The organism is Pseudomonas sp. p1(2021b), assembly GCF_020151015.1.
Taxonomy (GTDB): domain Bacteria; phylum Pseudomonadota; class Gammaproteobacteria; order Pseudomonadales; family Pseudomonadaceae; genus Aquipseudomonas; species Aquipseudomonas putida_K.
Genome location: NZ_CP083746.1, coordinates 4,314,157 through 4,326,740, shown reverse-complemented (window position 1 = coordinate 4,326,740; position 12,584 = coordinate 4,314,157). Strand labels below are relative to the sequence as shown.

Sequence of the window (12,584 nt, the reverse complement as noted above, 5' to 3'; positions counted from 1 at the left end):
TCGGGTTCCAGTCAGGCGGTTTCGGCGGTGGTTACCGGCGTGCGCGGGGCGCTTTTGCAACGCACCCAGCGTGGGCCATGGGGGCCATAGACGCCGGCGGGTTCAGGGAACAGGTTGAGCAGGACGATATACAGCAGGCCAGCCATGCCCAGGGTGACCGGCAGGCTCAGGTCGATTCCGCCGGCCAGCTCGCCCAGTGGGCCGACGAACTGCCCTGGCAGGTTGACGAAGCACAGGCCCACCGCTGCGCTGGGGATCCAGGCGCCCATGCCGCGCCAGTTCCAGCCATGGGTGAACCAGTAGTGCCCGCCGCGTTGGCCGCGGGTGAACACCTGCAGGTCGTCGGCATGGTAGAAGCCGCGACGGGTGACCAGGCCGAGGATCATGATCACCATCCAGGGGCTGGTGCAGGTGATGATCAGCACGGCGAAGGTGGACACGCTCTGCACCAGGTTGAAGGTGAAGCGGCCGATGAAGATGAAGGCGATGGCGGCGACGCCTATCAGCAGGGTCGCGCCGGCGCGGCTGAGCAAGCGCGGGAATACGCTGGACATGTCCAGGCCGGTGCCATACAGCGAAGTGGTGCCGGTGGACATGCCGCCGATCACCGCGATCAGGCAAACCGGCAGAAAGAACCAACCCGGCGAGATCGCCAGCAGGCCGCCCACATAGTTATTGGCGGCGATGTAGTCCGGGGCCTGGGTGGCGACCAGGGTCGCGGTGCACAGGCCGAACAGGAACGGGATCAGTGTCGCCGCCTGGGCGGCGATCACGGCCAGCATGATGCGCGCCTTGGGTGTCTGGCGCGGGATATAGCGCGACCAGTCGCCGAGGAACGCGCCGAACGACACCGGGTTGCTCATGGCCAGGATCGCTGCGCCGACGAAGGCGGCCCAGAAACCGGGCTGGCCGAGGTTGACGCTACCGGCGAAGTGCACATCGAAGGGGCTGGCGAACGCCAGGATGCCCAGCAGGAACAGCAAGCTCGATGCCCACACCGCGATCTTGTTGACCCACAGCATGAAGCGGAAGCCGAAGATGCACACCACCAGCACCAGCACTGCGAACAGGCCGTAGGCCAGGCCCAGGGTCAGGTCGGTTTCCGGCAGCCCCGCCAGGCGCTTGGCGCCACCGACCAGGGCGTCGCCAGAGCTCCACACCGACAGCGAGAAGAACGCCACGGCGGTGAGCAGCGACAGGAACGAACCGACGATGCGCCCATGCACGCCGAAGTGTGCGCCGGACGACACCGCATTGTTGGTGCCGTTGAGCGCACCGAACAGGCCCATGGGGGCGAGGATCAAGGCGCCCACCCCGACGCCGAGCAGGATGGCCCACAGCCCGGCCTGGAACGACAGGCCGAACAGTACCGGGAAGCTGCCCAGCACAGCGGTGGCGAAGGTGTTGGCACCGCCGAAGATCAGGCGGAACAGGTCCAGCGGGGTCGCGTCGCGTTGATCGTCGGGGATCTGTTCGACGCCATTGGTCTCGATACCGGTCGAATGGCTCATGGCAAGGCTCCAGCGCGGTTGTTGTGAGTCGGCGCGGTGCGCGGACTTTCTTGTGGTGCGTTGGCAGTGCGGCAGGGCCGCGAAACATCAGATGTCGGAGGCGACCGACAGGTGTTCGTGACAAGCCAGCCAACGTCCGCCCTGGCGCTTGAAGACGATGGTCTCGCGCTCGGCCAGCCGGTGCTCCTGGCCCGCGATGCGAATGTGCGTGGCCACGTCGTGCATGAAGATCGCCACCTCACCTTGCAGGCTCACCTGGACGTTGCTGGACTGGCAGCCCAGCACGGCGAAGCCTTCGGCCTGCCATTGTGCCCACAGCGTTTCATAGGCACGGCGTGAGAGCAGCGGTTGCGCCAAGGTATGGAAGAGGAAGGTGGCGTCTTCGCTGAAGCAGGCGAAGTAGCAGGCGGTGTCGTTGCTGGCGAAGGCATCGACGAGATCGGCGGCGGCCTGGCGCACCTGGAGGGTCTGGTCCACGGGAGTGGCCTCACGGTTATTGTGATTGTTGAAGCGATTCTGGTGAGGGTTGGCGGGGGGAAAAATCGCTGGGGATAAATAATCAGTTCAGGAATTTGTGAACCAATTTCATGGCCGCACGCATTCTTGTAGGGCGGGCGTCCCGTAACAGCGTTCACGAAATGGAACGCAGAGGTTCGAATTCGGCCTCTACCGACGCGCCGTTCATCGAACTAACGTTGTGCCTGTATTTTTGCAGGCAGCCGTCAAGCGCGGCCTTCGGCGACTAACGGTCGCCTGGTTCGGCAGACGTTGCCTACGCTGACAGTCCCACGCCCGCATTTACATGAACGCCCAGGCCGTGGCCACCCGCCACGAGCGACTGGACTCCGAACGAGCTGAGTTACCTACCCACCAAGCAAGGAGAAACATCATGGCCTTCCAATACAAGCGTCTGGACAAGAACAACGCCGCTGTTCTGCTGGTCGACCACCAGACTGGCCTGCTCTCCCTGGTACGGGACATCGAGCCCGACCGTTTCAAGAACAACGTGCTGGCCCTGTCGGACCTCGCCAAGTACTTCAAGCTGCCGACCATCCTCACCACCAGCTTCGAAAACGGCCCCAACGGCCCGCTGGTGCCCGAGCTCAAGGAGCAGTTCCCTGACGCGCCGTACATCGCACGCCCAGGCAACATCAATGCCTGGGACAACGAAGACTTCGTCAAGGCGGTCAAGGCCACCGGCAAGAAGCAACTGATCATCGCTGGTGTAGTGACCGAAGTGTGCGTGGCCTTCCCGGCCCTGTCGGCCCTGGAAGAAGGTTTCGATGTGTTCGTGGTGACCGATGCATCGGGCACCTTCAACGAACTGACCCGCGACTCGGCCTGGCGCCGCATGGAAGCTGCCGGTGCGCAGCTGATGACTTGGTTCGGCGTGGCCTGCGAGCTGCACCGCGACTGGCGCAACGACATCGAGGGCCTGGGCACGCTGTTCTCCAACCACATTCCGGACTACCGTAACCTGATGACCAGCTACAGCCTGCTGACGAAGTAACCCGGTTTGGGGAGCCATGGCGTGGCGCATGGCTCTCCATCCGTGTTTCGAGGTACCGGATGGGTCCACTGATTTCCTACTTCAAGCTGGCCTTGAACCCTGGGCGCGGGGTGCTGTTATTCGCACTGCGCACCATCGTCGCGGGTCTCCTGTGCCTATATTTGGCGTTCATCTTCGATCTGGAACAACCGAAGTGGGCGCTGATGACCGTGATCATCATCAGCCTGCCGCTGGCCGGCATGACCCTCAAGCGCAGCTTCGCCCAGGTACTGGGTACCGCGGCGGGGGCGGCCGTGGCGGTGGCGATCATGGCGTTGTTCCCCCAGGCACCGATGCCCTTCATCGTCTGCCTGTCCCTCTGGCTGGCGTTCTGCACGGCCGGGGGCACCTTGTTGCGCTACACCGATTCCCATGCTTTCGTCCTGAGCGGCTTCACTGCCGTGGTGGTGGCGATGCTGGCGGTCCCGGAGCCGGACGGCATTTTCCTGTTGGCCATCACCCGCTTGACCGAAACCTTGCTGGCTGTGGTCTGTGTGGCCGTGGTCAGCCTGTTGACCGCTCGCCCCCAGGCGGTGGCGCAGGGGTATTTCAACAAGGTCGACAGCTTGGTCAAGCTGATCGCCCGCCACGCCGCCGAGGTGGTCCGTACCGAGGAAGACGAAGCGGCGTTCCGTCAACGCCAGGCGCAGCTGATCGCCGAGATCAGCGCGCTGGAAGGCCTGCGCCGCCACCTGTATTTCGATGCGCCGCACCTGCGCAGCGCTGATGGGCTGGTGCAGTTGCTGGCCAACCAGCTGGTGCTGCTGGTGTCGCGTCTGCTGGTGTTGCGCCAGCAACGCGAACTGATCAAGCAGCACTGGCAAGGGCCGTTGCCGGCCGACATCCAGCTGCTGCGCCTGGCCGAACTGGACAGTCTGGACGCATTGGCCCGTGATGGCGTCGCCTTGTCGGCGAGTGGGCGCAAGGCGATCCGTAGCTTGCACCAGGGCTTCGACCAGGCTGCCGACCGCGCCGAGTTTCTCAACGAGTCGCTGCCGCCGCGCATGCGTTCGCTGGCCTGGGCTTTGCGCTGGGAGCAGGCGCGCCTGTTGCAGCAGCTCGATGAACTGATCGAACTCAACGAGGCGATCCAGCAGGGGAGGGCGGCCAGTTGCCCCCATGACCAAGGGCGGGTCAGCGCGCTGCACTTGGATTTTCGCCTGGCCGGCATGAACGCCGTGCGGGCATTCCTGGCCTTGTTCCTGGCCGGCTGGTTGTGGGTCGAGACCGCCTGGGACGGCGCACGCTCCGGGGTGATCCTGATCGGTGTGATGTGTTCGCTGATGGCGACCCTGCCGCGACCCTTGCTGGCGAGCCAGAACTACAACCGTGGCCTGCTGGTGGCGTTGGTGCTGTCGGCCCTCTACCAGTTCGCACTGCTGCCGATTTTCACCGATTTCGAAATGCTCGCCCTGTGCCTGGCGCCGTTGCTTTACCTGGCGGCTGTTGGCCTGGCCAACCCGATGACCGCCGGCATCGGCATGGGCATCGGCCTGATCAGCCTGTTGATGATCGGGCCGCAGAACGTCGGCACCTACCACAACAGCGCCATCCAATGGTTCGAGTTCGCTGGCGGCTACGTGGTCGCCGGGGCGCTGGCGATGGTGGTGTTCGCCCTGGTCTTTCCATTCAATGCAGCAAAACGCATGGCCCGGCTGTTCCGCCTGACCCGTGACGATGTGTACCGGCAGGTGACCGAGGGCAACGGGCTGACCCACCAGTTCGACTTCGAAAGCCGCACGCTCGACCGCCTGTCAGCAATGATCGGCCTGCTGCCTGCCGCCACCGACCCGCGCTCGCGGGAGCTGTTCGACTGCAGCCTGGTCTGCCCGGCACTGGCCATTGCCCTGGTCCAGGCGCGTACCCAGTGCGTGACCAGCGTAGCGCTGCCGGAGGGCACGAAGGCTCGTTTAGGCCTAGTGTTGCAAGAGATGGCCGAGGTCATCGGCGGGCAACACCAGGTAGACATCGACGGGCTGTTACGGGAGGCCGAACAGATAGGCCTGGCCCTGGATGCGTTGCACGAGGCGCACCTGGACGCTGATCGGGAAGCGCTGCGGCGTTTGTTCATCCTGCGCGTGGCGCTCTCGGTTGCCGGCCAGTTGCTGCAGCGCTATCGGTCAGTCCTGGCAGGGCCTGCGTCGTTGCCTGAAAAGGAGGGCGCCCATGCCCATTGATTTCGAATTTGGCGGTGTCTACCTGCCGCCCATTGCCCAGGCCCTGCTGTTGGGCCTGGTGTTGTTCCTGGTCGCCGATGCCGCGCTGCGGCGGCTTGGCGTGCTGGCGCGGGTCTGGCACCCGGCGCTGTTCCAGGGAGCCCTGTATGCCGCGATCTGCGCGGCCCTCGTGTTGACGATGGGAGCGAGCGTCTGAAATGCCTGCGTTGAAACCTGTTGTGGCCAAGGCCTTGACCTTGGTGGTGTTGGCGATTGCCGCCGGCCTGGTCTGGCTCGCCTGGGACTACTACACCCGCGCGCCATGGACGCGTGATGCGCGGGTACGGGCGGACGTGGTGACGCTGTCGGCGGAGGTCGCCGGGCGCATCATCGAACTGCCCGTGCAGGACAACCAGTTCGTCCACCGTGGCGACCTGTTGCTGCAGATCGATCCGGCCCGCTACGAACTCGCTGTGCTGCACGCCGAGCGCGCAGTCGAGGTGGCCCGTGCCACCCTGGGCCAATCCCAGGCTGCCATCGTCGCCAGCGAAGCGCTGCTCAAGCAGCGGCGCAGCGAGGAACAACGGCGCCGCAAGCTGCAATCGATGTCGGCGATTTCTGCCGAAGAATGGGAGAAGTCCGGCACCGAGGTGGCCGTGGCCCAGGCCGACCTGCTGCGCGAACAGTCCAATCTGGGCCTGGCGCAGGCTAACGTGCAACTCGCCGAAGCCACCCTCAAGCAGGCGCGCCTGGACCTCGAACGTACCCGCGTGAGTGCCCCGGTCAATGGCTATGTGACCAACCTGCTGACCCGCCAGGGCGACTTCGCCCAACCCGGCGCGCCGCTGCTGGCCCTGGTGGACAGCGAGTCGTTCCATGTCAGCGGTTACTTCGAGGAAACCAAGCTGCCGAAGATCAAGGTCGGCAGCCGGGCACGCATCGAACTGATGAGCGGCGAGCGGCTGCAAGGCACGGTGGAAAGCATCGCCTACGCGATCACCGACCGGGAGAACCAGCCGGGCAACCGCTTGCTGGCCAACGTCAACCCGAGCTACACCTGGGTCAAGCTGGCCCAGCGCATCCCGGTGCGTCTGCGCCTGGAGCGCGACGCCGATGCACCACCACTGCGCGCGGGCACTACCGCGACGGTCACCATCCTTGAATAGTGTTTGGGTGGGCCGTCGATGAGCATGATGTTTGACCTCAATGACCTGTACCTCTACAGCAAGGTCGTCGAGCATGGTGGTTTCGCCCCGGCGGGCAGAGTGCTGGGCTTGCCCAAGTCACGCCTGAGCCGGCGCGTGGCCAAGCTCGAGGAGCGCCTGGGCGTGCGCCTGATCCAGCGTTCGACCCGGCAGTTCGCTGTCACTGAAGTGGGCCTGGAGTACTACCACCACTGCGTGTCGATGATGGACAGGGCATTTGCCGCCGAGGATGCCATCGAGCGCAGCCGTGCCGTGCCCAGCGGCATCGTTCGCGTGGCCTGCAGCACCGCGTTGCTGGACTCGCGCCTGGCGCCGATGCTGGCGCGGTTCATGGTCGAATGCCCGGTGGTGGAGCTGCTGGTCAAGAGCTATAACCGGCGGGTGGACGTGATCGGCGAAGGCTTCGACCTGGTCCTGAGCGTGCGCCATCGTCCCCTGGAGAGCAGTGAGCTGATCATGCGCAGGCTGGCCTTGAGCCGGCAGTGCCTGGTGGTAGCGCCAAGGCTGCTGGCCGGCCTGGACCAGCCCTTGCTGCCCTCGGACCTGTTCGGTCTGCCCAGCCTTGGCTGGGGTGCCAACGTGCAGGAATACACCTGGGACCTGGATGGGCCGGACGGCAGCGTGGCCTCCATTCGCTTCCGGCCTCGCCTGGTGTCGGATGACCTGGCGGTTCTGCACCGGGGCGCGTTGGGCGGTGTGGGCGTGGCGCTGTTGCCGGAGGAGCTGGTGCGCGCCGACCTGGCTGCTGGCCGCTTGGTGCACGCGTTGGAAGGCTGGACGCCGAGGCTCGGGGAAATCGTTGCGCTGTTTCCTTCTCGCCGGGGCCTGATGCCCGCGGTGCGCAAGCTGATCGACTTTCTGGTCGAGGCGTTCGAGCAGGAGGCGGCGCGCGAAGGGGGTAACAATATGCAGGCAGCGCAATCACTGTAGGAGCGGGCTTGTCCCGCGATCAAGGGCGAAGCCCTTGCCATTGGCATACTGCTGCGAAGGCAGGCCGGTCCGATTCGCGGGACAAACCCTACAAGGGCGGTCTGCCAAAAGAAAAACCCCTTGAGGCGCCTGTCCTCAAGGGGTTTTTTCTATCGTGTGGCGATCACACGTTAAAGCGGAAGTGCATCACATCGCCATCCTTGACGATGTAGTCCTTGCCTTCCAGGCGCCACTTGCCGGCTTCCTTGGCGCCGCTCTCACCCTTGAACTGGATGAAGTCGTCGTAGGCCACCACTTCGGCGCGGATGAAGCCTTTTTCGAAGTCGGTGTGGATAACGGCAGCGGCCTGCGGGGCGGTGGCGCCGACGCGGACGGTCCAGGCGCGGACTTCCTTCACACCGGCGGTGAAGTAGGTCTGCAGGTTGAGCAGGCTGTAGCCGGCGCGGATCACACGGTTCAGGCCAGGCTCTTCCAGGCCCAGGGCCTCGAGGAACATATCCTTCTCTTCACCTTCTTCCAGCTCGGCGATCTCGGCTTCGATCTTGTTGCACACCGGCACCACGACCGCGCCTTCTTCTTCGGCGATGGCCTTGACCACGTCCAGGTGCGGGTTGTTCTCGAAGCCGTCTTCGGCAACGTTGGCGATGTACATCACAGGCTTGCTGGTCAGCAGGTGGAAGCCGCGGATGACGGCCTTCTCTTCGACGCTCATGTTCTTCATCAGGCTGCGCGCCGGCTTGCCGTCGGTGAAGTGGGCGATGAGTTGCTCCAGCAGGGCCTTCTGTGCCAGGGCGTCCTTGTCGCCGCCCTTGGCGTTGCGCGCGACCTTCTGCAGTTGCTTCTCGCAGCTGTCGAGGTCGGCGAAGATCAGTTCCAGGTCGATGATCTCGATGTCACGCTTGGGGTCGACGCTGTTGGAGACGTGGATCACGTTCTCGTCTTCGAAGCAGCGCACCACGTGGGCGATGGCGTCGGTCTCGCGGATGTTGGCGAGGAACTTGTTGCCCAGGCCTTCACCTTTCGACGCGCCGGCGACCAGGCCGGCGATGTCGACGAATTCCATGGTGGTAGGCAGCACGCGCTCAGGCTTGACGATGGCAGCCAGGGCGTCCAGGCGTGCGTCGGGCATCGGTACGATGCCGCTGTTCGGCTCGATGGTGCAGAAGGGGAAGTTCTCCGCCGCGATGCCGGACTTGGTCAGGGCGTTGAACAGGGTGGACTTGCCGACGTTGGGCAGGCCGACGATGCCGCAATTGAAACCCATGGGTGTTCCCCTCTCTAGGAAATCAGGCCTTCTGGCTGTGCAGTTCGCGCATCGCCTTGGCGAAGTCGCCGGCGAGGACGTCCGGCATCACGCCGAGGGCAAAATCGATGCTGGCGTCGAGCTTCTCCTGCTCGGCGCGCGGTGCGCGGCCCAGGACGAAGTTGGAGACCAGTTTGGCGTCGCCCGGGTGGCCGATGCCAAGCCGCAGGCGGTGGAAGTCGTTCTGGTTGCCGAGCTGCGCGATGATGTCGCGCAGGCCGTTGTGCCCACCATGGCCGCCGCCCTTCTTGAGCTTGGCAATGCCAGGAGGCAGGTCGAGTTCGTCATGCGCCACCAGGATCGCTTCCGGCTTGATGCGGAAGAAATTGGCCAGAGCCGCCACGGACTGGCCGCTGCGGTTCATGTAGGTGGTGGGGATCAGCAGGCGAACATCGTTGCCCTGATGGCTGAACTTAGCCGTCAGGCCGAAATACTTTTTGTCAGCGGACAGCGAAACGCGCTGGGCACTGGCAAGGCGTTCAACGAAAAGAGCCCCTGCGTTATGCCGGGTCTGTTCGTATTCGGGGCCGGGGTTACCCAGGCCGACGATCAACTGGATGGCGGTCACGTCAGGGGCTCTTCCTTGGAGTTGGTGGGTTACGGTGCGCGCGGCACTGTAACCCGATCAACGCCGGCGCGCGAGTGGATTACTCGGCAGCGCCTTCAGCAGCTTCAGCGGCAACGCGCGGAGCGTGGACGTTGGCAACCGCTTTGTCATCACCGTGGGCCAGAGCGACGAACTCTACGCCTTTCGGAGCTTTCAGGTCCGACAGGTGGATGATGGTGCCGATTTCAGCGTTGGCCAGGTCGACCTCGATGAACTCAGGCAGGTCCTTGGCTTCGCAGGACACTTCGATCTCGGACTCGACGTGGGAGATCTCGCCGCCTTTCTTGACCGGGGCTTCTTCGTTGATGAAGTGAACCGGTACCTTGGCGGTCAGCTTCTGGCCTGCAACGACGCGAACGAAGTCGGCGTGCATGATGAAGCCTTTGGCCGGGTGACGCTGCAGGGCCTTGACCACGACGTTCTGCTTGGCGCCGTCGACATTCAGTTCCAGAACGTGGCTGAAGGCAGCTTCGTTTTCGAACAGCTTGGCGATTTCCTTGGCCACGATGGTCAGGGACTGGGCTTCTTTATCGCCACCGTAGACAACGGCAGGGATGCTGGCGGAATGACGCAGGCGGCGGCTCGCACCTTTCCCCAGGTCAGTACGCGCTTGGGCGTTCAGGGTGAAGTTAGTCATTTTGTTTCTCCAAAATAGCCTCCCGAGGGCGTTTGCGACCAGCGCCAACGGGGATGGCAAAAAAGCCCCGCCCCGACAACCAGTGTCGGGGCAGGGCGCTTCTCGTCAGCGAGTGTTCCGCTTAGCGGAACATCGCGCTGATCGATTCTTCGTTGCTGATGCGGCGGACCGCCTCAGCGACAACCGGTGCGATATCCAGCTGGCGGATACGGTCACAGGCTTGAGCAGCGGCGGACAGCGGGACGGTGTTGGTCACCACCAGCTCGTCCAGTACCGACTTCTCGATGTTCTCGATCGCACGACCCGACAGGACAGGGTGCGTGCAGTAGGCGTAAACCTTGGCAGCGCCATGTTCTTTCAGGGCCTTGGCCGCGTGGCACAGGGTGCCGGCGGTATCGACCATATCGTCTACCAGGATGCAGGTGCGCCCCTCGACGTCGCCGATGATGTGCATGACCTCGGAGTGGTTGGCCTTTTCGCGGCGTTTGTCGATGATCCCGAGGTCGACGCCCAGGGACTTGGCCACGGCACGCGCACGTACCACGCCACCGATGTCCGGGGAGACGATCATCAGGTTCTCGAAACGCTGGTCTTCGATGTCGTCGACCAGTACGGGCGAGCCGTAGATGTTGTCGACGGGGATATCGAAGAAGCCCTGGATCTGGTCAGCGTGCAGGTCGACGGTGAGTACACGGTCGATACCCACGACAGTGAGCATGTCAGCGACGACTTTGGCGCTGATGGCTACACGTGCCGAACGCGGACGGCGGTCCTGGCGGGCGTATCCGAAGTAGGGAATCACGGCGGTGATTCGAGACGCTGAGGAGCGGCGGAAGGCGTCGGCCATCACCACCAGTTCCATCAGATTGTCATTGGTAGGAGCACAGGTTGGCTGGATGATGAAGACGTCCTTACCACGAACATTTTCATTGATCTCAGCACTGATTTCGCCGTCGGAGAATTTACCGACAGAAACATCACCCAGTGGAATATGCAGCTGACGTACGACACGCCGAGCCAGATCGGGGTTGGCATTCCCCGTGAAGACCATCATCTTGGACACGCGCAGTACCTGAAGGCTGAGGGTAACCTGGATGAGTATAAGGAAAATGGCAGGGGCGGCTGGATTCGAACCAACGCATGGCAGGATCAAAACCTGCTGCCTTACCGCTTGGCGACGCCCCTGTATCTGTTGCTGCGAGCGCTAGGCACTCGACTTCTTGATCAGACTTTGCAGCTTGCGATGCAACATCGAAACATTGCTTCCCTTTGCCACAAACCCTGTTTGGGTCTCTGAAAGAAGGGCCAGAACTTTATCAGCTTCGGCTTTGCTTGGGAAGGCCCCAAACACACAACTTCCAGTGCCGGTCATTCGAGCTTCCGTATATTTACCCAGTGAATTCAATGCGTTGCGAACTTCTGGATAACGTTGCTCAACTACCGGTTGGCAGTCATTTCGACTGTTTCCCTCGGGAACGGGGCGCATCTTAAGGGGGAGGGAATCACGTGTCAACTCTGGATGCGAAAAAATTTCCGCTGTGCTGACAGACACTTGCGGCACCAGCACGACGTACCAGGGCTCTTCGGGGTCGACCGGGGTCAGTTGCTCGCCCACACCCTGGGCGAAGGCGGCATGGCCACGCACGAACACCGGCACATCGGCGCCAAGGGCAAGGCCCAGGGCGGCCAGGCGGTCTTCGTCCCAGTCCAACTGCCACAGGTGCGCCAGCGCCAGCAGGGTGGTGGCGGCATCGGAGCTGCCGCCACCGATGCCGCCGCCCATGGGCAGGACCTTGTCGAGCCAGATGTCGGCGCCCAGCGAGGTGCCGGATTGCGCCTTGAGCATGCGGGCTGCGCGCACGATCAGGTTGCTGTCATGGGGGACTGCTTCGATCTCGGTGTGCAGGTGGATCTGGCCATCATCACGCAGGGCGAAGCTGAGCTCATCGCCGTGGTCGAGGAACTGGAACACGGTTTCCAGCTCGTGGTAGCCATCCGGGCGTCGGCCGGTGATGTGCAGCCACAGGTTGAGCTTGGCCGGGGCGGGCAGGGTGAGCGTGGCCATGGTCAATGCCCCAGCTGGCGGGGTTGCCAGTCCTTGACCACCAGGGTGACGTCCAGGTCCTGGCCATGCAGCTTCAGGCGCTCGGGCAGCCAATAGCCGTTCTGCTGGGTGTAGCTCAGGTATTGCACCTGCCAGCCGTCCTGGCTCAGGCTGGCCAGGCGGCTGTCGCTGTCCAGGGTCAATTGGCTCTTGCTGTCGGGCGCGGGCAGGCCGCGGACCCACCACACCAGGTGCGAGACCGGTAGCTGCCAGCCCAGCTGCTCTTCGAGCAGGGCTTCGGGGCTTGGCGCTTCGTAGCGGCCTTGGTTGGCCACTTCCAGCACCACGCCGCCGGGGCGCCCGGTCAGGCGGGCGGCGCCACGGCCCAGGGGGCCGGCCAGGCGAATGTCGTAGTAGTCCTGGCGTTGCAGCCAGAACAGGGTGCCGCTGCCGGAGTCACGCGGTGCGCGGATACCGACCTTGCCGTTGATCTGCCAGCCGTCGAGGGTGCTCAACTGCGCTTTGTGGGCACGCCACTGCTGCGGGTCGCCTTGGCCTTGCAGGGCTTCGCGGCTTGTGAAGCCGGCGCAGCCGGCGAGCAGGGCGATCAGGGTGAAGGTGATGCAATGACGCAAAAACATG

Annotated in this window: 13 protein-coding genes and 1 tRNA gene; 5 read left to right on the top strand and 9 right to left on the bottom strand. The window is 63.8% G+C overall.

Going from position 1 to position 12,584, the window contains the following annotated elements:
- Window positions 1–11: 11 nt before the first annotated feature.
- Together K8374_RS20180 and K8374_RS20175 are read right to left on the bottom strand one after the other, a co-directional pair.
- Window positions 12–1,511, bottom strand: coding sequence for a purine-cytosine permease family protein (locus tag K8374_RS20180; RefSeq protein ID WP_224456928.1), 1,500 nt, complete (start codon window positions 1,509–1,511; stop codon window positions 12–14).
- Between the two features lie 87 nt (window positions 1,512–1,598).
- Window positions 1,599–1,988 carry a YybH family protein gene (locus K8374_RS20175; RefSeq protein WP_224456927.1) on the bottom strand — a complete coding sequence of 130 codons (390 nt, stop codon included), beginning with the start codon at window positions 1,986–1,988 and terminating at the stop codon, window positions 1,599–1,601.
- A gap of 412 nt (window positions 1,989–2,400) precedes the next feature.
- Here K8374_RS20175 and ycaC point away from each other — a divergent pair, with 412 nt between their 5' ends.
- The 5 genes from ycaC to K8374_RS20150 are packed head-to-tail and all read left to right on the top strand — an operon-like array spanning window position 2,401 to window position 7,351.
- Entirely contained in the window at window positions 2,401–3,021 is a 621-nt protein-coding gene (gene ycaC, locus K8374_RS20170) for an isochorismate family cysteine hydrolase YcaC (protein WP_084858599.1), read from the top strand.
- 59 nt (window positions 3,022–3,080) lie between these two features.
- Window positions 3,081–5,237 (top strand): FUSC family protein, encoded by a 2,157-nt coding sequence (locus K8374_RS20165; protein ID WP_224456926.1) that lies wholly within the window; start codon window positions 3,081–3,083, stop codon window positions 5,235–5,237.
- Window positions 5,227–5,433: a DUF1656 domain-containing protein gene (locus K8374_RS20160; protein ID WP_224456925.1), complete on the top strand. Its 207-nt coding sequence runs from the start codon at window positions 5,227–5,229 to the stop codon at window positions 5,431–5,433. The genes K8374_RS20165 and K8374_RS20160 overlap by 11 nt, the downstream gene beginning before the upstream one ends.
- Window position 5,434: 1 nt before the next feature.
- Window positions 5,435–6,382: an HlyD family efflux transporter periplasmic adaptor subunit gene (locus tag K8374_RS20155; protein WP_411969561.1), complete on the top strand. Its 948-nt coding sequence runs from the start codon at window positions 5,435–5,437 to the stop codon at window positions 6,380–6,382.
- Between the two features lie 27 nt (window positions 6,383–6,409).
- The gene (locus K8374_RS20150) at window positions 6,410–7,351 is read left to right on the top strand and encodes a LysR substrate-binding domain-containing protein (protein ID WP_224459370.1); all 942 of its coding nucleotides are present in this window, start codon (window positions 6,410–6,412) and stop codon (window positions 7,349–7,351) included.
- A gap of 163 nt (window positions 7,352–7,514) precedes the next feature.
- Here K8374_RS20150 and ychF read toward each other — a convergent pair whose 3' ends face one another.
- The 7 genes from ychF to lolB all read right to left on the bottom strand — a co-directional run bounded on the left by ychF (window position 7,515) and on the right by lolB (window position 12,583).
- On the bottom strand, window positions 7,515–8,615 hold the full coding sequence (gene ychF, locus K8374_RS20145; RefSeq protein WP_084858596.1) for a redox-regulated ATPase YchF: 1,101 nt from the start codon (window positions 8,613–8,615) through the stop codon (window positions 7,515–7,517).
- A gap of 22 nt (window positions 8,616–8,637) precedes the next feature.
- Complete coding sequence (pth, locus tag K8374_RS20140; protein ID WP_084858595.1) at window positions 8,638–9,222, bottom strand: aminoacyl-tRNA hydrolase; 585 nt, start codon at window positions 9,220–9,222, stop codon at window positions 8,638–8,640.
- Between the two features lie 79 nt (window positions 9,223–9,301).
- Window positions 9,302–9,898, bottom strand: a complete 597-nt coding sequence (locus K8374_RS20135) for a 50S ribosomal protein L25/general stress protein Ctc (RefSeq protein ID WP_084858594.1) — start codon at window positions 9,896–9,898, stop codon at window positions 9,302–9,304.
- A gap of 121 nt (window positions 9,899–10,019) precedes the next feature.
- Window positions 10,020–10,961 (bottom strand): ribose-phosphate pyrophosphokinase, encoded by a 942-nt coding sequence (locus tag K8374_RS20130; protein ID WP_016391678.1) that lies wholly within the window; start codon window positions 10,959–10,961, stop codon window positions 10,020–10,022.
- 47 nt (window positions 10,962–11,008) lie between these two features.
- A tRNA-Gln gene (locus K8374_RS20125) sits at window positions 11,009–11,083 on the bottom strand.
- 19 nt (window positions 11,084–11,102) lie between these two features.
- Window positions 11,103–11,963: a 4-(cytidine 5'-diphospho)-2-C-methyl-D-erythritol kinase gene (gene ispE / locus K8374_RS20120; RefSeq protein ID WP_084858593.1), complete on the bottom strand. Its 861-nt coding sequence runs from the start codon at window positions 11,961–11,963 to the stop codon at window positions 11,103–11,105.
- Between the two features lie 2 nt (window positions 11,964–11,965).
- Window positions 11,966–12,583, bottom strand: a complete 618-nt coding sequence (gene lolB / locus K8374_RS20115; protein WP_084858592.1) for a lipoprotein insertase outer membrane protein LolB — start codon at window positions 12,581–12,583, stop codon at window positions 11,966–11,968.
- Window position 12,584: the final 1 nt, after the last annotated feature.